The sequence below is a fragment of the Gillisella vitis genome (genome assembly GCF_021559775.1).
Classification (GTDB): domain Bacteria; phylum Pseudomonadota; class Alphaproteobacteria; order Rhizobiales; family Rhizobiaceae; genus Allorhizobium; species Allorhizobium ampelinum.
The window spans coordinates 223,210-248,389 of sequence record NZ_CP056049.1 but is presented as its reverse complement, the minus strand read 5'-3'; the positions used below and the strand labels follow the sequence as shown (position 1 = coordinate 248,389).

The window sequence follows — 25,180 nt, the reverse complement described above, 5'->3', positions numbered from 1 at the left end:
GGAACAGTAAAAAGCAGTTTTGGATAACGCCGAGGGCTGAATTTTACAGCAGAATGCCGCCATTCGAAGCGTGTAAGCGAGGTAAAAGCGATGGCCCGTTCTGTTGTTGTAGGTGCATGTCCGCATGACTGTCCTGATACCTGCTCGATCCTGACGACCGTCGAGGACGGCAAGGCGCTTGCTGTGCGGGGCAATCCAGACCATCCCTTCACCCGCGGCCGGCTCTGCGTGAAGGTCAACAATTACCAGGATCGGGTCTATAGCGATAAGCGCCTGCTTTACCCGATGCGGCGCGTCGGCCCTAAAGGCAGCGGCCAGTTCGTTCGAATCTCTTGGAATGACGCGCTCGAAGAGATCGCCACCCGCTGGAAGGATATCATCGCGTCCGATGGCGCCCAGGCGATATTGCCCTATAGCTATCTTGGCACGCAGGGTATTCTCAATGGCCTCAATGTCGGCGATCCTCTGTTCAACAAGCTGGGCGCCTCGGTGAGCGAGCGCACCTTCTGTGATTCAGGCTCATGCACGGCCTATATGATGACGATTGGGCATACACCGGGTGTCGATCCCGAGAGCTTCGTTCATTCCAAATATATCATTCTCTGGGCCTGCAACACGCTCAGTACCAATTCGCATCATTGGCCCTTCATCGAGGAAGCCCGAAAGAACGGTGCTAAACTTGTGGTGATCGATCCGGTGCGTACCCGCACTGCGCGGCTTGCCGACTGGCACATTCCGATCCGGCCCGGCACGGATGGGGCACTGGCCATGGCCATGATGCACGTCATCATCACGGAAAATCTGGTGGATCGGGACTATGTCGACAAGCACACGCTGGGATATGACGAACTGGTTGAGCGGGTGGCGGAATACACACCGGAATTCGCCTATTTGGAAACCGGCATTCCCGTTGATGACATCCTGAAACTGGCTCGCGAATACGCGACCACGCCTGCGGCGGTCGTGCGGATCGGGGTGGCGGTGGAACGTCATGCTGGCGGTGGCCAGACGGTTCGTGCCATTGCCTGCCTGCCAGCGTTGATTGGTGCATGGAAACATGTCGGCGGAGGGCTTCTACAATTGCCGATCTGGGCCTTCCCGGTAAACTGGGGCGGGCTGATGCGTCCCGATCTCCAGCCTGAGAAGATGCGGGTGATCAATTCCTGGCGCCTTGGCCAGGCGCTGACGGGCGCTCTTGAACTGGACCCTCCGATCCGTGCCTTGTTCGTATACAATGCCAATCCCATGGCCATGGTCACCGAGCAGGAAAAGCTGGAACAGGGGCTGGGGCGGGAAGATCTATTCACCGTTGTCAGCGAGCATTTCATCACCGACACCGCCAGATATGCTGATATCCTTTTGCCAGCGACCACGCAGCTGGAACAGAAGGACATCATGTTCTCCTGGGGCCATCTCTATCTGTCCTACAACAATCCAGCGATCGAACCGCTCGGCGAGGCGGTTTCAAACACGGAATTGTTCCGGCGCCTTGCCGGCGCGCTGGGCATCGACGATCCCTTCTTCTTCCGCTCGGACGACGAGATGATCGAAGCATCGATGGATTGGGCAAGCCCGGTTCTTGAAGGGATCACGCTCGATCAATTGAAACAGTCGGGATATATGCGATTGAACATGCCGGCTGCCGACCGATGGGCGCCGCATCGTGACGGAAATTTTCCGACACCTACGGGCAAATGCGAATTCAAATCAACCCTCGCCGAAGGCGGCAATTTCGTCGCCCCGCTGTTCAGGCAGGGTTACGGTGGCGATCAATCGGGCGAAGCGGTCGATCCGCTCCCGCATTACATCCGTCCCAACGAGAGCCCCGCAACCCATCCGGTTCTGGCGCAGCAGTATCCGCTCAGCCTGATTTCTCCGAAAAGCCACGCCTTTCTCAACTCGAATTACGGGAATCTGCCGGCGCAGATTGCGCAGGCCGGCGAGGAGCAGGCGGTGCTGCTGCACCCTGACGACGCCAGCGAACGCGGTATCATCGCCGGAGCGCCGATCCGCGTGTTCAATGATCGCGGAATGTTCGAGGCATTCGCGACATTATCGCCCGATGTCATGCGTGGCGTTGTGGTTGCTCCGTCCGGCTACTGGCAGCGCTCCAACCGCAAGGGCGCGACCGTGCATGCCGTGACGCCGCCCGCCTATGCCGATCTCGGCCGGGCGCCGACATTTTCCGATGCGCTGGTCCAGGTTGCAATGGCCTGACTCCTTCAAGATTTTCCGGGCGGATGATGGCGTGTTCACCAAATCGTCTGCCACATATGATGAAAGCTGACCATGACCTATGTTGTAACCGACCAATGCTCCGGATGCCGCTATACGGAATGCGTGACTGTATGTCCCGTCGAGTGTTTTCATATCGATGAGGAAATGACCTATATCGATCCCGATAACTGTATCGATTGCGGTGGTTGTGCGCCTGTTTGTCCCGTCGGCGCCATTCATGCGTCCTATCTCCTGCCAGCCGACAAGCAAGAGTGGATTGAAATCAATCGTCGCCGCGCTGCAGAAACGCCGGTGGTCGCCAGTCGGCTGCCGCCCTTGCCAGGGGCTGAGGAGCGACGGCAGGCTCTGACATCATGACCATTACAATTGCCGCCGCAGCGAAGGCTGCTTCGCCTTTCCGCATCGCCATTGTCGGTGCAGGCCCAAGCGGCTTCTACGCCGCCGAAGCTCTGTTGAGAGCGCCGATCAACATTCAAGTCGACATGTTCGAGCGGCTGCCGGTGCCCTATGGCCTGGTGCGGTTCGGCGTGGCGCCGGATCATCCGAAATTGAAACAGGTGACCGCCGTATTCGATCGTATTGCCAGCATGCCCGGCTTCCGCTTTGTCGGCGGGATCGACGTGGGGATCGACGTGACGATAGACACGCTGTTTGACTGCTATCATGCCGTCATTCTTGCGACGGGTGCTGCGTTAGGTCGAAAGATGGGTATTCCTGGCGAGAGCCTGCCGGGAAGCCACCAGGCTAGCGATTTCGTCGGCTGGTATAACGGTCACCCTGACTATCGCGATTGCTGCTTCGACCTCTCCGGTGAGCGTGCGGTGATTGTCGGACATGGAAATGTCGCTCTCGATATTGCCCGCATCCTGCTGAAGACGACCGACGAGTTGCGTCATAGCGACATCGCGGCCCATGCGCTGGAGGCCTTAGCCGAAAGCAAGATCCGCGAGGTGCAGGTCGTCGGGCGTCGTGGCCTGCTCGAAACGCGCTTTTCGGCCAAGGAATTGCAGGAGTTCAGCATGCTCTCGGACTGCGACCCCGTCCTTGATCCGGACGATCCGGTGCCGGATGTCGCCGCTTTGCCTGATGGCATTGACGCCGAGAAAAGGGCAGCTGTCAGCATGCTGGCATCGTTCTCGACGCAGATCTCGGATCGGAAGCGGCGTTGCGTGTTCCGGTTCCATCTGCAGCCGCACGCTATCGAGGGAAGAGATCGGGTTGAGCGGATGGTATTCAGCCGAGGCTCCAGCCTATCCGGCGATAGGTCTATGCCGGTTTCCATCGACTGCGGTCTCGTATTTTCCAGCATCGGCAGACGGTCTGCGCCCGTTCCGGGCGTTGCCTATGACGAGGCGAGGGGCGTTCATGCCAATGTAGCAGGACGAGGCCCTCATCAAGCGACCTATGTTTGTGGGTGGAGCAAGCGCGGCCCACAAGGCACGATTGGTACCAACAGGGCATGCGCAGTCGAAACCGTGCAGCATGTTCTTGCCGATCTTTCCAGCAATGGTCATCGCGTGCTCGCGGATGCCGATGCCTTGATCGCAAGGCTGGCCGGTAAGCATGGTGTCCACATCGATTTCGCGTCGTGGCAGGCTATCGATGCTGCGGAATTGGAGCAAGGCCGCCTTGCTGGAAAGCCCCGAGAAAAATTTTTGTCTGTCGACCAGATGATTGCCGTCGTCACAAAGAGGCGCACAGCATGCTAACCCCGGGGACTGCCTTACCTTCGTGTGGTCTGATCGACCGATTCGGTCGCCGCGTGACTTATCTACGTCTTTCAGTGACCGATCGTTGCGATCTACGCTGCATGTATTGCATGCCGGAAAACATGACATTCATGCCGAAGCGTGATGTGCTGTCGATTGATGAGCTGGAACGTCTTGCGGTTGCCTTCATCCGATCCGGCGTCACGCGGATCCGCCTCACGGGTGGTGAACCTCTCGTTCGCAAGGGTATCATCGACTTAATCCGCTCGCTGGGACGCAATTTGCAAGGTGGTCCGCTAAAAGAACTGACATTGACGACGAACGGCACTCAGCTTGCCCGTTATGCTGAAGACTTGGCGCAGGCGGGTATTCGACGCCTCAATGTTTCGCTTGATACACTCGCGCCAGAGCGGTTTTTCACTTTGACGCGGGGTGGCTCGCTTACCACGGTGCTTGAGGGCATCGACGCGGCCCGTGCAGCGGGGCTTGCGGTCAAGATCAATTCGGTAGCACTCCGGGACAGCACCGAAGAGGAAATCCACGATCTTATCGCGTTTGCCCATGGCCGCGGCATGATGCTTTCTCTGATCGAGACCATGCCGCTTGGAGATATCGGTGTCGATCGCGTCGATCAGTATCTTCCACTCAACGAATTGCGCAAGACGATTGAAACCCGCTGGTCACTGACAGATATTTCCCTGCGGACGGGCGGCCCGGCGCGCTATGCCCGCATTGCCGAAACCGGCGGAACAATCGGCTTCATCACGCCGCTGACACATAATTTCTGCGAAGGCTGCAACCGTGTTCGCGTAACTGCTGCCGGTGTGCTTCACACTTGCCTGGGGCAGGAAGACGCGGTTGATCTCAAAGCGGTGATGCGCCGGTCGCCACATGATCAGGATCTGTTTGCCGCGATCAACCAGGCAATCCTGGACAAATCGCGTGGGCACGACTTTGCGATCGACCGAACCAACGCCCCGATAACGATCAGCCGGCATATGTCCGCCACCGGTGGCTGATGCATGTCTGCTGTATCGAATGCCTCTCCTGAAGGGGAAGAGGATACGCTTTGCCCTTAAGAAAGCTGGTGCTGTTGATTTTCACTCTGAAATGAGCCGTATTTCCATTCGGTCCCGATCCGGTCTACGTTTAGTCGTGATTTGAAACCTTTGATCGATTCAAGGCGCGTCCTTCACCCGGAAGCGAGAGCGGGGTCATCATTGGCGCCGATCGTGCCCCATCCGACCTTCATTTCATCTCAATAGATCAGAGATCTACGGGACGGGTCATTGGGGTAAATCTCCGGTGCTGATTTAGTGTGTATGCAGGAGCCAACGGGAGGAGGCGTTCGATCACAGCGACAGCTTTCGAGCAGCCCGCTGCGCTGCGGCCTTTGCGTCATCCATGGCGGGCTTGCGGATTTTCAGGAAGGCATTGGCGATGTCAGGACCGGCCTTGTCGGGACTGCCAGCGTCAAAAGGCGGCTTGGGATCATATTCAATGATGAGCTGGATGCGCTTTGCAAGGTCTTCCCCGCGCAGTCTGGCAACCACGGAGAGGCCAAAATCGATCCCTGCCGTGGTCCCGCCGCCTGTGATGAGATTGCCGTCCTCTACCACGCGCTCATTGACGGGAATTGCACCGAATGTTGGCAGGAGGTCGCGGACGTTCCAGAGCGTTGTTGCTCTCTTGCCCTTGAGTAAACCTGCCGCGCCGAGGACCAGTGATCCCGTGCAGACGGCGGTCACATATTTTGCGCCAGCTGCCATCTCCCTGACAAAGGCAAGCGTCTCCGCGTCTTCCATCAGTTCAGTCGAGCCGACAAGCCCACCAGGAATGAAGAAGACATCGACGTTTCGAGGGCATTTCTTGAACGTGGTCGTTGCTGTGACGGGAATACCGACATCCGTCGATGCCGGCGTCTGGTCTTTCCAGACCAGGTGAATCTTTCCCCTGGTGATGTTGAAAACGGTCATCGGACCGAGCAGATCCAGCAGGATCATCTTAGGGTGGACCAGCATGGCAAAAACCGGTCCATCCGGTGAGGGGGGTGGCGTTTGAGCCGATGCGATGCCGTTGTTCAGCAGCAGGCCTGCGCCTGCTGCTGTGAAAAGCACATTGAAGTCCCGACGGTTCATGATCGTTGTCCTGGTGAAGGGAGAATGAGGCTGTCGCTCAGCTGCTGTTCGGCGGTCTTTGCGCCAGGACCGTTCGAAAGTAGCTCCCGGATTTTCGTGATGGCCCGTTGCTTGTCGAGACCGTAGGGAATCATGTCCTTCAGCCGACCGTCTGCGCCGACGAGAAGCAAGGAGACGGTGTGGCTCATGTGATAGTCGCCATCTTCGCTCGGCAGCTTGCTCGCATGGATCATCCAGCCATCGACGACCTTCTTCATTTCCTCCGGCTTCCCGGTGATACCGGTAATGCGGTCCGTAAAGGCCGTGACATAGCCGTGCATGACCTCCGGCGTGTCGCGCTCCGGGTCGATCGAGAAGAAATAGGCCTTCAGGTCTTTGCCCTCAGGTCCCAGCGTCTTCAGCCAATCGGCCACTTCATAGAGCGTTGTCGGGCAGACTTCCGGGCAATGGGTATAGCCAAAATAAATCAGTGCTGGCGAACCATGAAAAATTGACGGGCCGACCGGATTGCCCCGGTCGTCGGTGAGCTCGAACTGTGTGCGAAACGGACCCGGCCGTGGGCTGTCATAAGCAACCCAGATCATGACGCCGATCAAGGATGTCACGAACAGCCCGGCTACGGCGAGTGCCAGAATTATCAGTGGGCTGCGCGTCATTTTCCATGATCCTTATGAGCGTCGTGCCCGCCGTGATCCTCGGCGCCCTCGACCATGACCGTGCCTTCAAAGCTTGCAAACAGCACCAGTGTCTTTGCGTCGACATGGGCTTCAGCGTCCGCCAGCTTGGCGGAGAGGGCGCTTGCGTCATTTTCTGAGAGGCCGATTGCCTTCAGGGTATCGGCTTGCTTCAAGCCATCGCCGCTGCACAGTTGAATGCTCCACACATCGCCCTTGTTCTTCAGCAGCGCACGGCCACCACGACCCTCTTGGGTCCAGCCGGCGATGGCCCAGTCCCCCTGCACAACGACAGGGTCGACGGAGAGAGGCTTGTCGGCCGTCGCGAACGCGGCTTTCAACTTGGCCGGAATGGCTTCTTGAGGATCGGCAGATTGCGGCGGCATCTGCATTGCGGCGTGGTCGCCGTGCTTTGCATGGTCGTCGTGCTTCATTTCAGGCGCACCACCAGCCGGTGAACCAACGGAGAATTCGACCTCGACCGATCCCGCCTTTTCGAAAGTGAGGGTTGCCTTGACGGTTTCACCCTCCTTGAACGGCTGTTGCACGTTCATGAACATCACGTGGTAGCCGCCGGGCTTCAGCTCTATGGTTTGGCCTTTGGGAATGACAATGCCGCCCTGAAGCTCGCGCATGATCATGACGCCAGCATCGATTTTCATCTCGTGGAGCTGGATCGATCCGGCCCGGTCCGAGGTTGCGCTCACCAGCCTGTCGTCTGTGCCGCCTTCATTGGTCAGCTTCAGATATCCGCCGCCGACCTTGGCACCCGGCAGCATGGCACGGGCGTAGGGATGACCAATGTCGATGTCGCCGACCTTGAACTCGTGGGCCAGGGCGGGTGAGACAAATACGAGCGTCGCAATCACAATGGTCGCAAATCTGCTGGTTCGGGATTTCATGGTGTTTCCTCCATCGGACTTGTTTCAATTGAAGTGGGTGAAAGCGGTAGAATGACCGGGATTCCTGACTGGCTCGGGATAAACTCAGCTTCGATCCCATAGACGGATCGCAGGATGTCCGGCGTAATCACCGTGTCGAAAGCCCCGTGTCCTATGAGCCTACCGCCGTTCATAAGCATGACCGTGTCGCTATGGCGGGCCGCCAGGTTGAGATCATGAACGGCGATCACGACCAGCGCGCCAGTCCGCTCGACGTAATCCCTCAGTCGTTTGAGAACATGCATCTGGTGCCGGACGTCCAGAGCGCTGGTCGCCTCATCGAGCAGCAACAGTTGCGGTTCGCGCAGCAGGCGTTGTGCAAGCAGCACCAATTGTTGCTGACCGCCGGAAAGGGTCAGCATGCTGCGGGTTGCGAGATCGCTGATCCCGAAGAAGGCCAATATCCGAGACGCCGCCGCAAGCATGTCACTGGCAATCTGCCAGCCAAGCTGCTCATGACGGCCGAGCAGGATGACTTCGAGCACGGACAAGTCAGCCCTCACCTGGCATTGCTGCGGCATGAAACCGATATCGCGGGCGCCGACCGGCTTGCCGTTCCACAGAACCTTGCCTTTCGCAGGCAACTGTCCGGCGATCGCGTTCAGCAGGGTGGACTTGCCGGCACCATTCGGGCCGATCAGGCCAACGATCTGCCCAGCAGCAATAGAGGTCGATACACCTGAAACAATCGTGGTGCGCCCATGTTGGACGCTTACGTCTCTCAAGACCAGCCGCGCCGTCATGTCAGGCCTCGCTGACCGCGTTTGGCGATGACGACAAACAGCATCGGTACGCCTGCGATGGCCGTGATGATGCCGACCGGAATGACGGCAGCCGGAGAGATGAATTTTCCGAACACGCACGCGCCGATCAAAATGATGGCTCCCGTTAGGGCTGCCAGCGGCAGGGAGAACCGATGGTCCTCTCCGACGAGTGCGCGGGCAACATGCGGTGCGATGAGCCCAACAAAGCCGATGGTTCCGACGAAGGAGACGGCTCCGGCTGTCAACAATGCCACGATCAGGAAGGTATTCCGACGGATTTTCTCAACCGATAGCCCGAGGCTTCGGGCATTGGCATCTCCGAGACGCAACGTGGTCAAGGCCCAGGTGCTACGGGTAATGAAGGGAAGGCAGGCGCATGCAATCGCAGCACTCACTGTGACGCTCGTCCAGCTTGACTTCAAGAGGCTGCCGAATAGCCAGAAGACAATCTGCTGCAAGACTTCCGGTGACGCCAGAAACTGAAGCAGGGACTGGAGCGATTGGAAGAAGAACAACACCGCAATGCCTCCAAGCACGAGGATTTCCGGTGTCGCGCCACGAAGCCGCGCGATCAGATAGACCAGAGCACAGGCCACCAGGGTCATCACAAAGGCGCAGGCGGGGATGACGATGAAACCGGGCAGCGGGATGAGCGAGCCGAACATGATCGCTAATGCCGCGCCAAAGCCTGCCGCTGCCGAAAAGCCGAGTGTGAAGGGGCTGGCCAGCGGATTGCCAAGGATCGTCTGCATTTGCAGGCCGGCAAGGCCGAGGCAGGCGCCGACCAGGACGCCCATGACAGTTTGCGGCATGCGCAATTGCCACAGGATCGTTGCAACCATGCGGTCGTCACCGGCAGGCCCGGCGAGAAGCCCATGCCATACTTCGGCAAGCGGCATGCCGGATGGACCGGTGGTGAGATCGAGCACCATCAGCAAAACAAGGCAAATGAGGGCGCCGATCATGACTAAAGTCCGACGAGCGGATGCGCGGCGATAGCCGTCGCGCATCCCATCAATCTCTGCGGAAAAGGTCGTCATTGTCCGTTCGCTTCATAAGGGAGAACAAACACACCGTCGGCCTTGATCGGCAGCCAATTATTATAATAATCAGCAATGTTCTTTGCCGGATCGACGTTCTTGAAGGCATCCGGATAGAGCTGTTTGGCGATATATTGCGCATACACATAGTCGGACAGCGTGCGTGCGCCGCCATGGTAGATCGCATGCGCGCCACCCTCTTTTACGGCTGGCAGATCCGACCACCCCGGACGTCCGAGATAGGCCTTCATGCGTTGGCGGGTAACGGCCGGATCAGCCCCAAAGCCGACCTGCACCGATTGCGGCTTGTTCAGCCACTCCGACCCGCCCAGAAAAATCAGGTCGGGCTTTTGTGCCAGGACATATTCCGGGCTTAGCGGTCCCCAATTGCCGATCTGTCCCTTGGCAATGTTATGGCCGCCAAGCCTGTCGACCAGCGCGCCCCACATCGTATCGCCGTAGGAGTTCCCGACTTCATCCGGCCCTTTCTGAGCCAGTTCGACATAGACCTTTTTCTCCGTCGGGCCGGCTTTCTGGATGCGGGCCTGAACGTCTGCCATCGCATCCTTGTAGTTTTTGGCGAGCTTTTCGGCGCGGTCTTGCGTCCCCATCAGCTTGCCGAGTGCCAAGGTGGATGCGACATGTTTCTCGACCGTCTGGGCATTGTAGTCGAGCGTCACGATCGGAATGCCGGCGGCCTCTAACTGCTTGGTGCCTTCGCCAAGCGCGTCATAGGACCAGGCCGCCAGAATGAGCAGGTCGGGCTTGGCCGCAATCACCTTCTCAATCGAAAATGTATTGTCCTCGGTACTACCGATGTCGGGGATGGAGGCAAGCTTTGGCAACGCCTTTTCATAGGCCGCGAACTGGTTTGGCCGCCAATCCTTCCAGGGAGAGAGGGAGAGGGCCACGACTTTGTCGAGCGCGCCGGGTCCGGCGATGGCAAGATAATCCTCATAATAGAAGCTGAGGACAACACGCTCCGGCACCTTGGGTACCGTGACGGTGCGTCCCTTGACATCGGTAACGGTGATGTCGGCGAAGGCACTGGCTGTCATGGCCATCAGGCCGACAAAGGCTGAGAAGACTAGTTTTTTCATTATGTTTCCTTGCGTTAAATCTTGACGGGTGGGCGATCCTGCGCCAGCCACAATGGTGAAAGGCTGGCGGTTCAGCGCGAGCTTAAGCGGCTTGACGCGCCTGATGATGAGATGGTCGAATGCGATCACCATCACCATCACCATCACCATCAGCAGCAGCAGCACGGCGCCGGTCAGCGAAAAAAGAAGCAAGACGACGAGCATGATAACCGTCCCCCAGTGCTATGACGGTTGAAGAGAGACATCGCCCTTTGCGGATTTCTGCCCGGCAAGCGAAGGCTGGCCTGAGGCGAGGCATCGCAAGGCGTTCTCGTCGGCTATGGTGATGATTTCGGGATGGTTGAAGGTGAGTATACCGCTGCGCTTGAAGCTGTTGAGGCAACGACTGACGGTCTCAAGGGTCAGTCCTAACCAATCGGCAAGATCGGCTCTGGTCAGGAAAAGCCTGAATGTCGTTTTCCGCAGCTGCGAAGCCTTCGACGTCCGGGCAAACCTCTCAGCGAGATCGAGGAGGGCAAACGCAACTTTTTCCTGGGCCGTTTTTCGGCCGACCAAGGTCACTAATTCTTGCGACCGGCGCAGCATATGTTTGAGCGCACTGCCGAGAGCGTGATCGGTGAGCTGCGCAACCGGTTGAATCTGCGTAAACGCCAAGGTTTCGGCACAGCAATTGACAGAGCTGCCAATCGATAGTCCGAGAAAGGAGCCCGGCCCAAGGATGTCAAGTATTTGTCTGCGACCGTCGTGCAGAGATTGATAGAGTGCGATGCACCCGTCCTGGAGTAGAAATTCGCTCGATCTTGGGAAATCATGCAGGAAAACTCTGGTGCGCGGCGCAACGAGCTTGCCCATCTGAGATTTACTGCCGATTTCGGCGGATATCAGAAAATCGATTGGGAATACGGGCGATACTTCACCCAATGCTGTCCTGTTGAACATGACGTGTGTCCGGCGCTGCACCGGTCGTCACGTCCCAGAGTTTGGAACGCTCAACCGGCGCTGACTGAAGGGCTGCTGTGAAATGCAGCAGTGGTTTCAGGCAATGGTGCCGGTCGGGGGGCCACGTGGGCTTGCGTTGGGAGGAAACAGCTGACGGTAAAAGGCTTCACGACGGATCGGAATATGAATTTCTGTTGCAACGACGATTGCTTGGCCAATTGAATCGGCAGGGGTCGGCAAGACAATGGACGCCGTTATCCGGCAGGCTTCGCAACCTGTGCCGAGATCATGGCTAGGATGCTTTCCGTCGTCATGCTGGCTTGGTAGGCAAAGAACCGGGAGGGTCCCGTCGGGCAGGGTATATGATGCAACTTCTGAAAGCGGAATTGCCGATTCGATGACGGGTATCTTATGGGCAAATCCGACGCACAACAGGGCAATGGCGCATATGATGCGCACCATTTTCGCCATGTCTGACACGGTTGCCGCCATACAGATTGATCCCCTTCAGAATACGATTAGGCGTTCTTCCAAACGTTCGCAATGCGGCATTTTGTGCCGCGTCAGGATTTCTATAGGTTGTTTTGATGTTATTTTTTGATGGAAAAAGCGTACCCGGTTTGTCTGCGTAGTTCGAAACGTTTTGACACGCGGATGTCCGTGTCAATCATGCTGCCCGGCGCGGATAGGCGGGCAGAATGGCCGATTTCAGCAACAGGGAGGCCGGGTGGCTGACATGGGCCAGCGCCCCGGTTGCGGTTTCCTCGACAATGCGGCCTGCATCCATGATCAGCACCCGTGATGCAAACCGCTCGACCAAGCGCAGATCATGGGTGACAAACAGATAGGCAATCCCGGTTTTGTCCTGCAAGTCTTTTAACAGAGACAGGGCCGAGGTCTGGAGATGAAGATCGAGGTTGGACACGGCCTCGTCCAGAATGATCAATTTGGGAGAGCAAGCGAGCGCGCGGGCAATGCAGACACGTTGAAGTTGGCCGCCGCTGACCTGTCCCGGCAATTTCGAGGCAATGGCAAGGGGAAGCTCCACCATGTGCAGCACCTCGCGCAGGCGGTGCTCGCGGTCGGCCTCATTGAGGTTGCTGAGGTGGCGCAGAGGCTCATCGATAATGGCGCGAATGTCAAAGCGGGGGTTAACGGCACTGGGGGAATCTTGAAACACCATTTGAACACTGCGTCGAAAGGCGGCTTTCTCCGCTTTTCCAAGCTTGCCAAGGGCTGTGCCGTTGAAACAGATCTCCCCCTTGTCTGGCTGTTCCAGACCCGCCAATAATCTGGCCAGCGTGCTCTTGCCACAGCCGCTGCGGCCAAGAAGGGCCACGGTTTCGCTGTTGGCAATGGAAAGCGAGACATCCTCCACAACCGTTCGGGCCGGACTTGCGCCAAGCAGCGAGTAGTGCTGATAATGTTTGCTCAGATGTTTTGCTTGCAGCAGTATCATTGCGCCAGCTCCAGACCGTAGAGGGAGAGGTGCGCCTGCACCAACATGCGTGTTACCGGATGTTTGGGCGCATGGAAAATGTCCATGACGCTGCCCGTCTCAACCAGCTTGCCATGATCAATCACCGCCACATCATCCGCCAAGCGCGCCACCACGCCCATATCATGGGTGACGAGCAAGACGCCCAAGCCCTGTTGTCTGGCTACGCGCTCAATCAAATCCAGCACCTGCATCTGCACAATCAGGTCAAGGTCCGTGGTTGGCTCATCGGCAAACAGAAAGGGCGCGCCGGACATGAGAGCAAGGGCAATCATCATCCGTTGCAACATGCCGCCGCTCATCTCAAAAGCATGCATCTCCAGAATGCGCTGCGGCTCTTCAAGCCCGACGTCGTGCATAAAGGCCAAAGCCTGTTGCAGGTCATGATTTGGTGGCAACCGACCCGTGGCCTTCAGTGTTTCAATCACATGATGGCGCATGGTTCGCACCGGATTAAAGGCGCTGCGCGGGTTTTGCAAAATGGTGGCCACCGTCTTGCCACGCAATTCCGCAGGCAAGGCGGGCTGACCATCCAGCGCCAGAGTGCCATTGGTAACCGTGACACCCGCAGGTGCCACGCCAAGGCTTGCTGAACAGGTCAGGGATTTTCCCGAACCACTGGCACCAACCAGCGCAAGAATGCGGCCACGTTTGAGCTCAAGCGAGAGATGATCGACAAGAGCGGGATGGCTATTGGAATGTGATGGGTAAACCGTCAGGTTCTGGATGGAGAGGGTCTGGATCATTGGTGACCATGCTCCATACGCAAATGGGGATCGAGCCTGTCGCGCAGGGCATCGCCCAGAATGTTGAAGGCCATGACGCTGATAAACAGGGTTAAGCCCGGCCACAGGATCAGCGACGGCGCTGTCCAGACATATTGGCGGGCATCGTTGATCATCACGCCCCATTCCGCCGTGGGCGCGGTCACGCCCAATCCCAGAAAAGACAGGCCAGAGACATGCAGCATAATATGGCCGATATCCAATGTGGCCAGCACCACCAGCTGAGACAGGGTTGCAGGAAGCAGGTGATCCACAAAGGTTCTGATTGGCCCCGCACCGCTCATGCGCGCCGCCAGCAGAAACTCCCGATGGCGCAGGGACAGCACAATTCCGCGCACAATACGGGCATACCAGGCCCAGTGGGAGAGAGCGATGGCGAGGATGACATTGGTAAGACCCGTGCCCAGCATTCCAACCATAAACAGCGCCAGCACCAGTGTTGGAAAGGTCAAAAACACATCGGCAATGCGCATGATCAGCTGATCGGTGCGCCCGCCGATAACGCCTGCGGTTCCGCCAAGGACAATGCCGGTGACCATGATCAGGCCAAGCGCAATGGCGACAGAACCCAGCGAGACGCGGGCACCGGCAACCAGACGCGAGAAAATATCGCGGCCCAGATGGTCAGTTCCAAGCCAGTGGCTCAGGTCTGGCGGCTGAAGCCGCTGCGATAATTCGACAAAATTCGGATCATGCGGCGAAATCCATGGCCCCGCAATCGTGGCCACTACCAGCAGCAGAACGATGACACCACAGGCTTTGACGCCGAGCGATGAGGAGCGCCAAAAGCCAGCCGGGCGCGTGGGTGAGGGCAATGCTGACGTCTGGTTCATTCGACATGCCCCGCTGACAGCCTGATCCGTGGATCTGCCCATGCATAGGCAATATCGACGAGAAGATTACAGGTTACGAAAATGCCCACCATCAACAAGGTAAAACACTGAATGACGGGATAGTCCCGGTTCAGGATGGCAGAAACGGCATAGCGGCCAACACCGGGCCAGCCGAAAATACTCTCAATCACCAGCGTGCCGCCAAGCAGTTCGCCGATATGCATGCCCGTGGCGGTGATGATCGGCAAAAGCGCGTTTCTGAGGATATGGCCCCGCTCAACCCGCTGTCTGGAGAGGCCACGCAGCCGGGCATAGAGCACATGGCGCTGCCCCGCAGCCTCCAGCATGCTGGCGCGCAACAGCCGCGCATTGATGGACAGCGACATGAAGGCAATGGCAATGGCCGGCATGATCATATGGGCAAAGCCGCCGCGACCCATGGCGGGAAGCCAGCCGAGCTGCACGGAAAACACCAGCACCAGCAAAAAGCCCAGCCAGAAATTGGGCATGGACACGCCAAGGAATGACACAAGCCGCACGATATGATCGGGCAGCTTGTTGCGGTGGCGCGATGCCCAGACACCCATCGGGATGGAAATGGCAAAGGTCAGGATCAGCGCCAGCCCGGCCAGTTGCAGCGTTGCCGGAAGATAGTAGAGCAAGTCCGGCAAAACCGGCCTTTGGGTGGCATAGGAGACGCCAAAATCCAACCGGAAGGCATGGCCCAGCCAATCGATATATTGGGTGGCAATCGGGCGGTCGAGGCCAAGCATCTGCCGGGCATCTGCCAGCGCCAAAGGCGTTGGCGGCACTTTGGACAGGCGTAAATAATCCATGGCCGGATCGCTTGGCCCAAGCCGCAGCATGAGAAATATCACCAGTGATGCGCCAAGCAGCATTGGGATCAGCAGCAAAATGCGCCGCAGGATAAACGCGCCCATGGATCAGTTCGTCTTTTGCTTGATCTGATCAAACGGAATTTCGCTCGACATCGCCCCAAAGGGAATGGGGCCAAGCTCCTTTTTGGCAACGGCAATGGCGGTGACATAGGTGAGCGGCAGATAGACGGCTTCATCATGCAATCGGGTCAGAATATCCCGATACAGATCCTGCCGGATGTGTTCATCCGTAGAGATCAGCACGTCGCCGATTTCCTGATCAATCTTCGCCTTGTCCGGCAGGCCAAGCTGCGCCTGATAATCGGCATGGGAGGGAATGCGCATGGAGCTGACAAAGGCGTGAGGATCATAAGGAGGCCCCCAGGTGCGGTTGAAAATCATGCCAAAGCGGCCATCGCGCTGGCGCGACAAAACGCTGCTTTCTTCCTCTCCGGTCAGGATAACCTGAATTCCGATCTTGCCAAGATCGGCCTGCACAATCTCGGCCATGGATTTGCTGATGGCGTCTGTGCCGATAAAACATAATTCGATGGACAGCGGCTTGCCATCCTTCTGCCGAATGCCTTTCGGCTCAAGGCGCTTCCAGCCAGCACCCTCCAGCAGTTTTTCCGCAACGGATCGATCAAACTGATAGGGTTTGAGGCCAATATTGGCATAGGGAACATTGGGGGCAAAAAGAGTGTCAGCGCGTTGCTGGGTGCCATAGAGCACGGTGGCAATCATTTTGTCCTTGTCCACTGCATGGTTGATGGCCTTGCGAACAGCAAGTTCCTTTGTGGCACCAAGGTTCGTATTGATGGCAAGCACCAAGGTTTCCAAAGGCTGCGAAAGCTCTGTTGTATAGGTTCCCATTTTGCGGAAACGCTCAAACGTATCGGGAGAGATCGGCCCATCGGCCCCATAGATCAGATCAATATCGCCGGTCTCAAACGCAATGGCGCGGCTGTTGGGATCAGGAATTATCTTGACGGTCACGCTGTCGAAGGCAGGCTTGCCACCCCAATAGCGGTCGTTGCGAACAAACACGTCTTTCTCGCCCAAGCGGGTTTCTTGCAAAACCCACGGGCCAGTGCCAATCGGCTGGGCAATGCCATCCTTTGTGCCACCCTGCTTGAACTGCGAAGGGGCGATAAACCGAAAGGGCCGGGGCAGGGACAATTCCTGAAGCAAAGGGTAATAGGCATGTTTCAGTGTGATGCGCACATGCGAAGAGTCAACGACATCAGCGCTTTCGATTTCATTGGCCAATTCCAGCCATGCATGGCGGGAACGATTGGCCAGCACTGCATCAATATTGGCTTTTACCGCTACTGCATCAAAGGGTTCGCCGTTTGAAAAGCGCACACCTTGGCGCAATTGAAACGTATAGGTCCGTCCCTCGTTCGAAATCTCCCACGATTGCGCCAGCCATGGCTCGACGGTGCCATCGGCCTGATAACGTACCAGCGGCTCATACACCATGTTTTGCGCAAACATCTGATTGGGTGAATAGAGATGGGGATTGAGCGGCCCGACATTCATGGGCCATGAAAAATTCAGTGTCTCGCCAGCCTGCGCATTGGTAAGAGGGCTGCAAAAGGCAAGCGTCAGCGCCAGTGCCGCATGGCGAAAGCAAGTTTTGATCATGGAATGTCCTGCGGAGCGATCACAAAGTAAGATGTTTTTTCTGATACATCATACTGCCGTTATCAGGTCAACCGTCTATCAGGGCATAGGCTGGAAGCGGATAAAAAAGATGATACATCATACATCAGCATCAACGTCGGGAACAATCATGCAGCGCATTACCATCACCATTGACGATGACCTCATGACTGAGTTGGACCGAATGATTGAGGCAAAAGGCTATCAGAACCGCTCCGAAGCCTTGCGCGATCTGGCGCGGGCCGGGCTGAAGCAGGCCTCAATTGAGGAGGGGCATATTGCCCAATGTGCTGGTGTTTTGAGCTATGTGTATGACCATGAAGCAAGAGATCTGGCCAGCCGGCTGACAACCACATTTCATGATCACCATGATCTCTCTGTGGCCAGCATGCATGTGCATCTGGATCAGCACCGCTGTCTTGAGATCAGCGTTTTGCGCGGCAAAACCGAGGAGGTGCGCCACTTTGCCGATCATGTGATGGCAGAGCGCTCCGTCACCTATGGTGAGCTGAAAATTATCCCGGCATAAGCATCGAATGGGGACATGGCCGAGCCGGTGTTGTCACATTAAGTTTTTCAGGCCGAGAAGTCCCGAAGCGATGGTCGTCCAGTTCTCCGCTCCCGCTTCGTGCCTCGCAAAGAGTGCGTTCTTAATGCCCAGTGTAATCCCCGTTCAGTCTGCTCATGTCGGCGATGACGTCGAGGTCCATTAACGTAGACATAGAAGCGCACAGTTTGTGACTCGTCTGTCCGCAATACATAAGCCCGCACTACCAACGCCAGATGCGGTCAACTTGCCGCTTACCTTTAACCGGATGCAGCCGAGTCTACCACGTGGCAGCACAATGAGGCATGACGACAAACGCCACGGCGCGACGACCTTGTGTGCCGCTCTTAATATTCTCGATGGGCTGTTCACGTCATTCGCGACAGCTACGCGCCTCATAAGCAGCCGAAGGTTCGCGTCTGGCTGGCAAGGCATCGGCTGGACCTTTCATTCCGTTGTCGACCTGCAGGTGGCCATGAAAAGTTGGCAAGTCATTCACTTTAACGGACCACTCATAACGCTGTGGAGATTAGCATGCCTCAGCTTCTGCGCCTTCAAGGCGGTTCATCAGGAAAAGTTCTCCAGTACGGCCAGGAAAGTATGCCGATCGCCCTGTCCCTCCGTGAGCCGAACGCGGCCTTCGATATCTGCGAGGTGGTGATCCATTAGCTGCTGCGCCTTTGCCAGGTCCTTCGCTTTTATGGCGCTGACGATCAGGCGGTGGTGATCGGCGCCGCAATCGTCCTTCCGCTCCTCCTCGTAGAGGGACATGACAAGAGAAAGGCGGGCAACGATCTTCGACAGCATCTCCGTCATGACTGCGTTGCCGCCAAGTTCAGCCAGAACGACATGGAATTTGCCCGATAGCACGGTCTTTGACTTCTCGTCACCATGGTGATGGATATGCTCCTCCTCATCCGTCAGCTTTTCAAGGGCATCCAACTGCTCGACGGTCGCGCGGTCCATGACGAGCTCGAGAATGACATGCTCCAGCTTGCGCCTTGCCTCGAACAAGGCCTTTGCCTCTTCGATGCCAGGCTCGGCGACGAATGTGCCACGGTTTTTCTTGCGCTCCAGGAGATGGTCGCTCTCCAGGACGCCGAGCGCGCCACGCACGACTGTCCGGCTGACCCCGAAATGGTCGGCAATCGCATCCTCAAGGATCTTGACGCCTGGCTTGAGCGCACCTTCACCAATCGCCGTGGCAAGCGTGATCCGAATGCGCTCAGTCACGTCATCATTGGCATTTTCGCCCGTATCCGCCGCACCACCAGCTTTCGGTGCGACCTTGGCGCTTTGGCGGCGCGTCACCTTCTTCATTTCCCTCTCCAGCTCCGATCAAGCGACGTAATTATGTCCATTATAATATTCCTGCGTATATGCGCTTACTGCATAATTCCTTAAATCGGAATCGATTTAAGGAGAAAATTATGCATTAAATTTAAAGTATTACAGCGTCCTTTGTGCGTTTTATAAAACGCACGGCGCTGTAATACCAAAATCCAGATCTTCGCAACATTTTAGGATGGGCCGGCACCAGAAGCGACCGGCACTCAACCTCTTATACCAAGCGCCATTTTCAATGACCCTTGGTATTCGATGTCAAGCCGCGCGCTGCTTTGTCGATGGCGTTGAAAGCGGAATGCTGTTTTGTGTGCAAACCTCTTCGATATGGCGCGCCGAGGTTTTGATAAACGTGATCGCCTCATTGAAGCCGTAGGACTGATGCTGATAGCTTGGGTAGCCATATTGGTTGGCCTCATAGGTTTCCCAGTCCGGGATCTCTCCGGCGGCCACACGTTTCTCGAACGCATCCACCAGCGCCAGATAGGCCTCCAGTTCTTCGGCTGTCAGGTCAGGATGGCCAGCGCGCCAGATCGGGTCGTTGATCTCGATGCATTGGCGAGGATTGGCCTTGCGCGGTTTGTCTTCGACGGAGGCGGCGACTTCAAGGGAAAGGTTCAGTTCGGAATTGGCCTTGGCAAGGATGGGGATGATCGTGGCGAAATCGACGATGCCCCGGCCGACCGGACGGGTCTGGAAATCGAGCCCCCCTGTGGCATGGCCGACATAGGCATCCTTGATGTGGGTCTGGCGAACATAGGGAGCAACGCGTTTTGCAGCGAAGACCGGATGTTCTGCCCGTTGCAGGCCGTTTGCTGTGTCGAAGACGACACCCATGCACTCCTCACCGACCGTTTCGATCAGCCGGAGGATCTCGAAGGAGGTGATCTCGTCATGGGTCTCCATGTTGAGGTGAACACCATTGGCGCGCGCCACGGGCGCCAGCTTCTGCAGCACCTTTTCAATGGCGGTCAATTGCTCGTCCCAGGTGACATCGGTCCGGAAGCGGTCATTGGCAAGCCGCCCGCGATATTCTGATTTGAAATTTCCCGGCGACACCCAGAGTTCGCGACAGCCAATTGCTGCGTTCGCTTCGATCATCCTGATAAAGCCGAGGATGACATCGCCATCGCCGATTGCCCGGAATTCTGGGGCCTCAGCGCTGCAATAGGGGTTGATCTTGCCAAGACCGGCTTCGAGGTAAAGGTCAAGCTCATCGGCTTTGGCCCTGATGTCGCGCAGTTCTCCCTGGTCCAGCGTCTCACTCATATCAAGGACCGTGCTGAAGAAGATGCCACCAAGACCGAGCTCCCTGACGTGATCAAGGCTTTTGAGTGGCCCACGCTTCTTGGCTTCGGGCAGTTTTTGTCCGTCAATTCCTAATCTCATGCTCTTCTCCGTGATGTTTCCTGATCGGATGCGCTGCAAAGGCGTTTCCGTTTGATTGGTGGTCGAGCGGCCAGTGCGTCAGCCGCGTCGCGGTTGATCTTTCTGTGCACCGGCGTTTCGACCTTTCGGTGCGAGGTGCTTTTCCAGAAAATACTGGCCGATCGAAGCGATGGTTGTGATGAGGAGGTACCAGAGCGACGCAACACACAGGAGCTCGATGACAAGAAAGTTGCGCGCGTAGATGGCCTGCGCCTGGGTCAGCAAATCCTGCATACCGATGACGGAGACGATGGCGCTGGCCTTCAGCATGCCAATCGCCTGGTTGCCCGTAGGCGGTACGATCAGACGGACCGCTTGGGGCAAAACCACGGTTCGAAGGGTCTGAAGTGGTCGCAAGCCGAGTGACGAGGCTGCCTCCCGCTGGCCCCGGTCGACGGCGGTCAATCCGCCGCGAATGATCTCGCTCATATTGGCGGCTTCATGCAGGCCCAGCGCCAGGAACCCGGCAAGTGCCGGAGTGACGAGCGCGTTGATCGATATGGAGTAGCTGCCGATGCCCACTTCCGGAATGAACAACGCAATGTTGAACCAGAAGAAGATCTGGACAATGAGCGGCACGCCACGGAACCACCAGACGAAGGCAATTGCCAGGGCTTTCAAAACGATATTCTGACTTGTTGCCATGACAGCAACGATGCAGCCGAAAGCGATACCGAACACCATTGCGCCTGATGTCAGTTGCAAGGTCAGAACAACGCCGCTGAGGATGACTGGGTCGACCATGTAATGGGGTATTTCGCCCCATTGAACGCTCTGGTTTCGCGCGACGATGGTGATGAGGAACGCCAGCGCAAGAATCGCGCTGGTGCCTGATGTAATCTGCCACCACCGTATCGGCTTGCCGATCGGAGGTGCGATAGCCATGCTGACGGGTTGAGCAAAAAGCGACATGGCTCAGTTCACCGGCATGCTGGCGGCGTCATTGAACTTGACAGTCGTCACGGCTAGCGGGCCAAGGCCCCATTTCTCCATGATCGCCTTGTAGGCGCCGCTGTCGACCATGTGTTGCAACGAGGCGATGACCACATCACGCAGTTCCGGATTGTCCTTCGACGTCAGCATGCCGAGATAACCGATTGCGAGGCGGACATCCGGAAGCGCCTGAAGGCCAACACCCTTACCGGTCTGGTTTTTCGTCGTATAAACGCTTGTCGCGAAGCCGTTAACGGTCGCGTCGGCGCGGCCGGTGCGAACAGCTTGCAGGACGTCAGGCATTTTCGGAATCGAGATGATATTTATAGGTTTCGAGCATTTTGCCGATGCGGCCTCAACCAGGCGCGCCTGGAACGTACCGACGGGGGCAGCAACCTTCTTGCCGCACAGATCTTCCATGCTCTTGATGCCGAGTGGATTGCCCTTGATGGTCATGATCGTCGTGGCATCAAACATGTAGTCGATGACATCGACCTGCTTTTCCAGTTCCAAATCGTCGTTGATGCCGGAAATCGTCATGTCGAAACGCTTGGACAGGACAGCCGGTACGATTGCGGCGCCAGCGCCGACATTGGTCATCTGAACATCTATCCCGAGAATAACGCCGAGGGCTGCGGCAATATCAGCATCGATCCCGATGAGTTTTCCATCCTCGGCCTGAAAGCTGATCGGGGGCGTCAGGTCGGTTGCTACCTTGATGGCTTTCTTGTCCCTGATGGCAGACGGCAGGCGGTCTGCCAGGCTCTGGTCGAACGCGATACCAGGCAGTTTCGCGACTTCTGCATCGGGCACCATCTTAATGGCGGTCCCTTCTGCGGCAAGTGTCGAGGTCGCAAGCAAAGCGAATGCGATGCCGGCCAGGCTGTCTTTGAGACTTTTCGTGACGCTGCGCATATGATCCCCATTTAACTTTTTATCGGCGTGAATTGACGCAAACCTCGAAGCAATCGGCGTGCCAGCTTGATCTGCATCTTTTCAAGGTATTGTTTTTAAAAATTTATTTTTTGGATCGTCATTTAAATTTTTTCCGGAAAAATATGCGCATAAATATTCGTAAATATGAAGGTCAAAAATTCATCGCATACATCGATATTGATGCGTTGAATCTGGACTGGCCATCTAAACGGCTGCTTAAACAGGGTATTTTGCCGGTTACTCAGAATGCATAGAGAGTGATCCATAGCGAACTGACCCGGAAATCCCCACGCAAGGTCGCTGAATCAAGCCTAAATGCTGCTTAATGGATAAGCGAAGTCGACGAAAATTGCACATTTTTTAGATTCTAAAATATTTTCGTCTAAAAATTATTGTAAATATACGAAACTATAAAACACAAAAATAATTGTTAAAATTCGGTAACTTAGAAATTCATATTGATGAGTTTTTCTCAACTGGCATACAGATTGCTGCTCTCACTGCCATGACCGATACAGAAGTCAAGATCGTCGATCAACCAAATGTCTGTCTTGTGCCGCAAAGCCTTGAGCGCTTTGGCAACACGGGGCAACTGAAGGGGACATTCATGGCAGAGACCTCAAAGGCCGCAGAGGGCAAGCATCTCAGCATTCGCGGACTGACACACAGCTATGGCGGACAGAACGCGATCAGCGACATCTCGTTTGAGATAGAGGCTGGCGAGATCGTCGCTCTTCTAGGGCCAAGCGGCTGTGGCAAATCTACCGTCCTGCGTGCCATCGCGGGGCTGATCCAACCGAAGAGCGGGGTTATCAAGCTTGGCGGCCAGGACCTTGCCAATGTTTCGGCCCGCTCCCGCGGCATCGGCATGGTGTTCCAGAATTACGCCCTGTTTCCGCACCTGACTGTGGCCGAGAACATCGCCTATCCACTGGCCTGCCAGCAGGTTCCGCGCGCAAAGCGCAGGGAAAGGGTGGAGGAAATGCTCTCACTCGTGCAGTTGAAGAGCTACGGCAACCGGCTGCCACGCGAACTTTCCGGCGGTCAGCAGCAGCGTGTCGCGGTTGCCCGCGCCATTGCCGGACGTCCCTCGCTTCTGCTGCTCGATGAACCGTTCGGGGCGCTCGACCGGGCGCTTCGTTTCGATCTGCAGGTCGAGCTTCTGCATTTGCAGAAGACGCTCGGGATCACGACGCTGATCGTGACACATGATCAGGAAGAAGCCCAGAGCCTCGCCGGTCGGCTCGTGCTGATGAACAAGGGCAATGTCGAGCAGATCGACACGCCCATGGCCGTTTATGACCGGCCGAAGACGCTTTTTGTCAACACCTTCATTGGCCAGGCCAATGTGCTGCATGGGACGGTGGAGCGCCTGGATGCAGAGGCAACCAGCATTGCGCTGGTGAACGGCAAGGCCATTGTTCTGCCGCGTCGGCTGAACTTTACGATCGGTTCCAAGGTGATAATGACCTTCCGTCCCGAAGATGTCCGCCTGTCTGCCAGCCCGAGTGACTTTGCTTTGCCGGCCAGGGTGACCGTATCCGTGCCACTTGGGCCGACGCTCGTCCACGATCTTCTTCTTGACGATGGGACGGGCCTTCGCGCGTCGCAGGTCCGCAGCCCTTCCACCTTCATTCCAGAGCCGGGAGCCCAACTCTTTGCCGAAATCGACACCGCCAGGTGTCACGCCTTTCCGAGCGAACCGGAAGCATCCAGTCAATGAACAACAACAGAGGTGAACAGATGCAAAACTTCAACATCACAAGACGTCATTTCGGACTGCTTGCCGCCGGTGCGGCTGCGGCCGCCACGCTGCCCTTTGCTGTACGCGCCGCTGGTGGTACGGCTGTTGCGGCGACCTTCCCCGGAAACTGGGAGGATGGCTACCGCTCCGTGCTGACGCCGCTCGTCAAGGAAGCCGGTTTCGACCTGACAGTCGCTCCCGCCTTGGCGCAGGACCAGCTTGCCAAGGTGATGGCAAGCCCCGGCAACCCGCCTTACGATACCCTGCTGATGTCGCCCGGTCAGATGGCCGTCGCCATCGAGAACGACCTCATTCAGAAGATCGATCCGTCCAAGCTCAAGAACTGGAGCATGCTCGATCCGGCATTCCAGGGCGAGTACGGACCGACCGTGACGGTCGAAGTCAATGGTATCGCTTATAACCCGGATCTGGTGCCGGCTCCGAAAGGCTATCGCGACCTGTTCGAAAAGCCGGCTTATAAGGGCCTGGTATCCTGGACCGGTTTCGCCTCCAACACCGGCGTGATGGCCTATACCGAAATCGCCAGGATTTTTGGGAACGGTCCGACCGATATGGACGCCGTGTTCAAACTGTTCAAGGACAATCCCGAGCAGATCAAGGGCGTCGTCGCCAGCACAAACCACCAGATGACCTTGTTCCAGCAGGGCGAAATCGCTGTGTTCATGTGCTCGACCGGCAATGTTGCGCGCCTCAAGTCCATGGGCCTCAAAGCCGAGTTCGTCCAACCGGAAACCGGCTCTCCGGCAGCTCCCGTCAATATCCATCTGACCAAGGGCGCCAAGAACATTGATGCAGCCTATGCCTATATGGACGCCGCCATCTCAAAGGCCGCGCAGGACAAGCTGAAACTGCCACCGACCGAGATGTTCCCGACCAATAAGGAGGTCGCTCTTACACCCGGCATTGAGGCCTATGTGAAACGCGAACAGCTGGCCACGCTGGTCTACCCCGACTGGGCGGCGATCAACAAGAACCGTGCGGAATGGATCCGCCAGTTCGATGCTCTCGTCGCCGGTTGAGGGTTC

General features: G+C 57.0%; 24 protein-coding genes and 1 pseudogene. 8 read left to right on the top strand and 17 right to left on the bottom strand.

What is annotated here, in order from left to right:
- Positions 1 to 90 precede the first annotated feature (90 nt).
- The 4 genes from AVCG78_RS23200 to moaA all read left to right on the top strand — a co-directional run bounded on the left by AVCG78_RS23200 (position 91) and on the right by moaA (position 4,966).
- Positions 91 to 2,217 carry a molybdopterin-containing oxidoreductase family protein gene (locus tag AVCG78_RS23200; RefSeq protein ID WP_071584825.1) on the top strand — a complete coding sequence of 709 codons (2,127 nt, stop codon included), beginning with the start codon at positions 91 to 93 and terminating at the stop codon, positions 2,215 to 2,217.
- A gap of 72 nt (positions 2,218 to 2,289) precedes the next feature.
- Positions 2,290 to 2,595 (top strand): ferredoxin family protein, encoded by a 306-nt coding sequence (locus AVCG78_RS23195; protein ID WP_015918666.1) that lies wholly within the window; start codon positions 2,290 to 2,292, stop codon positions 2,593 to 2,595.
- Complete coding sequence (locus AVCG78_RS23190; protein WP_071203502.1) at positions 2,592 to 3,947, top strand: FAD-dependent oxidoreductase; 1,356 nt, start codon at positions 2,592 to 2,594, stop codon at positions 3,945 to 3,947. The genes AVCG78_RS23195 and AVCG78_RS23190 overlap by 4 nt, the downstream gene beginning before the upstream one ends.
- Entirely contained in the window at positions 3,941 to 4,966 is a 1,026-nt protein-coding gene (gene moaA / locus AVCG78_RS23185; protein WP_071203503.1) for a GTP 3',8-cyclase MoaA, read from the top strand. The genes AVCG78_RS23190 and moaA overlap by 7 nt, the downstream gene beginning before the upstream one ends.
- A 333-nt stretch (positions 4,967 to 5,299) precedes the next feature.
- On the opposite strand, the gene AVCG78_RS23180 is transcribed toward moaA, so the two are convergent.
- From AVCG78_RS23180 to nikA, 13 genes are all read right to left on the bottom strand, one after another.
- Entirely contained in the window at positions 5,300 to 6,085 is a 786-nt protein-coding gene (locus tag AVCG78_RS23180; protein ID WP_071203504.1) for a DJ-1/PfpI family protein, read from the bottom strand.
- Positions 6,082 to 6,741, bottom strand: coding sequence for an SCO family protein (locus AVCG78_RS23175; RefSeq protein WP_071203505.1), 660 nt, complete (start codon positions 6,739 to 6,741; stop codon positions 6,082 to 6,084). Before AVCG78_RS23175 ends, AVCG78_RS23180 begins: the two co-directional genes overlap by 4 nt.
- Complete coding sequence (locus AVCG78_RS23170) at positions 6,738 to 7,661, bottom strand: copper uptake system-associated protein (RefSeq protein ID WP_071203506.1); 924 nt, start codon at positions 7,659 to 7,661, stop codon at positions 6,738 to 6,740. The genes AVCG78_RS23175 and AVCG78_RS23170 overlap by 4 nt, the downstream gene beginning before the upstream one ends.
- Positions 7,658 to 8,443: an ABC transporter ATP-binding protein gene (locus AVCG78_RS23165; protein ID WP_071584826.1), complete on the bottom strand. Its 786-nt coding sequence runs from the start codon at positions 8,441 to 8,443 to the stop codon at positions 7,658 to 7,660. The genes AVCG78_RS23170 and AVCG78_RS23165 overlap by 4 nt, the downstream gene beginning before the upstream one ends.
- Positions 8,440 to 9,504, bottom strand: a complete 1,065-nt coding sequence (locus AVCG78_RS23160) for a FecCD family ABC transporter permease (protein ID WP_015918659.1) — start codon at positions 9,502 to 9,504, stop codon at positions 8,440 to 8,442. Before AVCG78_RS23160 ends, AVCG78_RS23165 begins: the two co-directional genes overlap by 4 nt.
- Positions 9,501 to 10,808, bottom strand: coding sequence for an ABC transporter substrate-binding protein (locus AVCG78_RS23155; RefSeq protein WP_081355363.1), 1,308 nt, complete (start codon positions 10,806 to 10,808; stop codon positions 9,501 to 9,503). Before AVCG78_RS23155 ends, AVCG78_RS23160 begins: the two co-directional genes overlap by 4 nt.
- An 18-nt stretch (positions 10,809 to 10,826) precedes the next feature.
- Positions 10,827 to 11,543, bottom strand: coding sequence for a Crp/Fnr family transcriptional regulator (locus AVCG78_RS23150; protein WP_071203508.1), 717 nt, complete (start codon positions 11,541 to 11,543; stop codon positions 10,827 to 10,829).
- A gap of 96 nt (positions 11,544 to 11,639) precedes the next feature.
- Complete coding sequence (locus AVCG78_RS23145; RefSeq protein ID WP_234665160.1) at positions 11,640 to 12,014, bottom strand: hypothetical protein; 375 nt, start codon at positions 12,012 to 12,014, stop codon at positions 11,640 to 11,642.
- A gap of 196 nt (positions 12,015 to 12,210) precedes the next feature.
- Complete coding sequence (gene nikE / locus AVCG78_RS23140; protein ID WP_071203510.1) at positions 12,211 to 13,002, bottom strand: nickel import ATP-binding protein NikE; 792 nt, start codon at positions 13,000 to 13,002, stop codon at positions 12,211 to 12,213.
- Positions 12,999 to 13,787, bottom strand: a complete 789-nt coding sequence (locus AVCG78_RS23135) for a nickel import ATP-binding protein NikD (RefSeq protein ID WP_071203511.1) — start codon at positions 13,785 to 13,787, stop codon at positions 12,999 to 13,001. Before AVCG78_RS23135 ends, nikE begins: the two co-directional genes overlap by 4 nt.
- Positions 13,784 to 14,659, bottom strand: a complete 876-nt coding sequence (gene nikC / locus AVCG78_RS23130) for a nickel ABC transporter permease subunit NikC (protein WP_139191351.1) — start codon at positions 14,657 to 14,659, stop codon at positions 13,784 to 13,786. Before nikC ends, AVCG78_RS23135 begins: the two co-directional genes overlap by 4 nt.
- The gene (gene nikB, locus AVCG78_RS23125) at positions 14,656 to 15,600 is read right to left on the bottom strand and encodes a nickel ABC transporter permease subunit NikB (protein WP_071203512.1); all 945 of its coding nucleotides are present in this window, start codon (positions 15,598 to 15,600) and stop codon (positions 14,656 to 14,658) included. Before nikB ends, nikC begins: the two co-directional genes overlap by 4 nt.
- 3 nt (positions 15,601 to 15,603) lie before the next feature.
- Positions 15,604 to 17,184, bottom strand: coding sequence for a nickel ABC transporter substrate-binding protein (gene nikA / locus AVCG78_RS23120; RefSeq protein WP_071203513.1), 1,581 nt, complete (start codon positions 17,182 to 17,184; stop codon positions 15,604 to 15,606).
- A 148-nt stretch (positions 17,185 to 17,332) separates the two neighbouring features.
- Here nikA and nikR point away from each other — a divergent pair, with 148 nt between their 5' ends.
- Positions 17,333 to 17,731, top strand: coding sequence for a nickel-responsive transcriptional regulator NikR (gene nikR / locus AVCG78_RS23115; RefSeq protein WP_071203514.1), 399 nt, complete (start codon positions 17,333 to 17,335; stop codon positions 17,729 to 17,731).
- Between the two features lie 280 nt (positions 17,732 to 18,011).
- Positions 18,012 to 18,206 (top strand): annotated as a pseudogene (locus tag AVCG78_RS23110) (IS630 family transposase); the annotation flags it as partial.
- Positions 18,207 to 18,316: 110 nt separating this feature from the next.
- Here the strand turns inward: AVCG78_RS23110 and AVCG78_RS23105 are convergent.
- The 4 genes from AVCG78_RS23105 to AVCG78_RS23090 all read right to left on the bottom strand — a co-directional run bounded on the left by AVCG78_RS23105 (position 18,317) and on the right by AVCG78_RS23090 (position 22,369).
- Positions 18,317 to 19,069 (bottom strand): GntR family transcriptional regulator, encoded by a 753-nt coding sequence (locus tag AVCG78_RS23105; protein ID WP_071203515.1) that lies wholly within the window; start codon positions 19,067 to 19,069, stop codon positions 18,317 to 18,319.
- 282 nt (positions 19,070 to 19,351) lie between these two features.
- Positions 19,352 to 20,482: a sugar phosphate isomerase/epimerase family protein gene (locus AVCG78_RS23100; protein WP_071203516.1), complete on the bottom strand. Its 1,131-nt coding sequence runs from the start codon at positions 20,480 to 20,482 to the stop codon at positions 19,352 to 19,354.
- A 78-nt stretch (positions 20,483 to 20,560) separates the two neighbouring features.
- Positions 20,561 to 21,433 (bottom strand): amino acid ABC transporter permease, encoded by an 873-nt coding sequence (locus tag AVCG78_RS23095; protein WP_071203517.1) that lies wholly within the window; start codon positions 21,431 to 21,433, stop codon positions 20,561 to 20,563.
- 3 nt (positions 21,434 to 21,436) lie between these two features.
- Positions 21,437 to 22,369: an ABC transporter substrate-binding protein gene (locus AVCG78_RS23090; protein ID WP_071584829.1), complete on the bottom strand. Its 933-nt coding sequence runs from the start codon at positions 22,367 to 22,369 to the stop codon at positions 21,437 to 21,439.
- Between the two features lie 628 nt (positions 22,370 to 22,997).
- On the opposite strand from AVCG78_RS23090, the gene AVCG78_RS23085 reads away from it, so the two are divergent.
- The gene (locus tag AVCG78_RS23085; protein WP_139191358.1) at positions 22,998 to 24,113 is read left to right on the top strand and encodes an ABC transporter ATP-binding protein; all 1,116 of its coding nucleotides are present in this window, start codon (positions 22,998 to 23,000) and stop codon (positions 24,111 to 24,113) included.
- 20 nt (positions 24,114 to 24,133) lie between these two features.
- Entirely contained in the window at positions 24,134 to 25,174 is a 1,041-nt protein-coding gene (locus AVCG78_RS23080; protein WP_071203592.1) for an extracellular solute-binding protein, read from the top strand.
- The last annotated feature ends 6 nt before the right edge of the window (positions 25,175 to 25,180 follow it).

Excerpts from the sequence above, each read along its gene's own strand:
- AVCG78_RS23195 (WP_015918666.1), top strand. The coding sequence starts at position 2,290 with ATGACCTATGTTGTAACCGACCAATGCTCCGGATGCCGCTATACGGAA.
- AVCG78_RS23080 (WP_071203592.1), top strand. The coding sequence starts at position 24,134 with ATGCAAAACTTCAACATCACAAGACGTCATTTCGGACTGCTTGCCGCC.
- AVCG78_RS23175 (WP_071203505.1), bottom strand. The coding sequence starts at position 6,741 with ATGACGCGCAGCCCACTGATAATTCTGGCACTCGCCGTAGCCGGGCTG.
- AVCG78_RS23145 (WP_234665160.1), bottom strand. The coding sequence starts at position 12,014 with ATGGCGAAAATGGTGCGCATCATATGCGCCATTGCCCTGTTGTGCGTC.
- AVCG78_RS23090 (WP_071584829.1), bottom strand. The coding sequence starts at position 22,369 with ATGCGCAGCGTCACGAAAAGTCTCAAAGACAGCCTGGCCGGCATCGCA.
- AVCG78_RS23095 (WP_071203517.1), bottom strand. The coding sequence starts at position 21,433 with ATGTCGCTTTTTGCTCAACCCGTCAGCATGGCTATCGCACCTCCGATC.
- AVCG78_RS23170 (WP_071203506.1), bottom strand. The coding sequence starts at position 7,661 with ATGAAATCCCGAACCAGCAGATTTGCGACCATTGTGATTGCGACGCTC.
- AVCG78_RS23190 (WP_071203502.1), top strand. The coding sequence starts at position 2,592 with ATGACCATTACAATTGCCGCCGCAGCGAAGGCTGCTTCGCCTTTCCGC.
- AVCG78_RS23135 (WP_071203511.1), bottom strand. The coding sequence starts at position 13,787 with ATGATCCAGACCCTCTCCATCCAGAACCTGACGGTTTACCCATCACAT.
- nikA (WP_071203513.1), bottom strand. The coding sequence starts at position 17,184 with ATGATCAAAACTTGCTTTCGCCATGCGGCACTGGCGCTGACGCTTGCC.
- nikB (WP_071203512.1), bottom strand. The coding sequence starts at position 15,600 with ATGGGCGCGTTTATCCTGCGGCGCATTTTGCTGCTGATCCCAATGCTG.
- AVCG78_RS23085 (WP_139191358.1), top strand. The coding sequence starts at position 22,998 with ATGGCAGAGACCTCAAAGGCCGCAGAGGGCAAGCATCTCAGCATTCGC.
- AVCG78_RS23150 (WP_071203508.1), bottom strand. The coding sequence starts at position 11,543 with ATGTTCAACAGGACAGCATTGGGTGAAGTATCGCCCGTATTCCCAATC.
- nikC (WP_139191351.1), bottom strand. The coding sequence starts at position 14,659 with ATGAACCAGACGTCAGCATTGCCCTCACCCACGCGCCCGGCTGGCTTT.
- AVCG78_RS23100 (WP_071203516.1), bottom strand. The coding sequence starts at position 20,482 with ATGAGATTAGGAATTGACGGACAAAAACTGCCCGAAGCCAAGAAGCGT.
- AVCG78_RS23180 (WP_071203504.1), bottom strand. The coding sequence starts at position 6,085 with ATGAACCGTCGGGACTTCAATGTGCTTTTCACAGCAGCAGGCGCAGGC.
- moaA (WP_071203503.1), top strand. The coding sequence starts at position 3,941 with ATGCTAACCCCGGGGACTGCCTTACCTTCGTGTGGTCTGATCGACCGA.
- AVCG78_RS23165 (WP_071584826.1), bottom strand. The coding sequence starts at position 8,443 with ATGACGGCGCGGCTGGTCTTGAGAGACGTAAGCGTCCAACATGGGCGC.
- AVCG78_RS23105 (WP_071203515.1), bottom strand. The coding sequence starts at position 19,069 with ATGAAGAAGGTGACGCGCCGCCAAAGCGCCAAGGTCGCACCGAAAGCT.
- AVCG78_RS23155 (WP_081355363.1), bottom strand. The coding sequence starts at position 10,808 with ATGCTCGTCGTCTTGCTTCTTTTTTCGCTGACCGGCGCCGTGCTGCTG.
- AVCG78_RS23160 (WP_015918659.1), bottom strand. The coding sequence starts at position 9,504 with ATGACGACCTTTTCCGCAGAGATTGATGGGATGCGCGACGGCTATCGC.
- nikE (WP_071203510.1), bottom strand. The coding sequence starts at position 13,002 with ATGATACTGCTGCAAGCAAAACATCTGAGCAAACATTATCAGCACTAC.
- AVCG78_RS23200 (WP_071584825.1), top strand. The coding sequence starts at position 91 with ATGGCCCGTTCTGTTGTTGTAGGTGCATGTCCGCATGACTGTCCTGAT.
- nikR (WP_071203514.1), top strand. The coding sequence starts at position 17,333 with ATGCAGCGCATTACCATCACCATTGACGATGACCTCATGACTGAGTTG.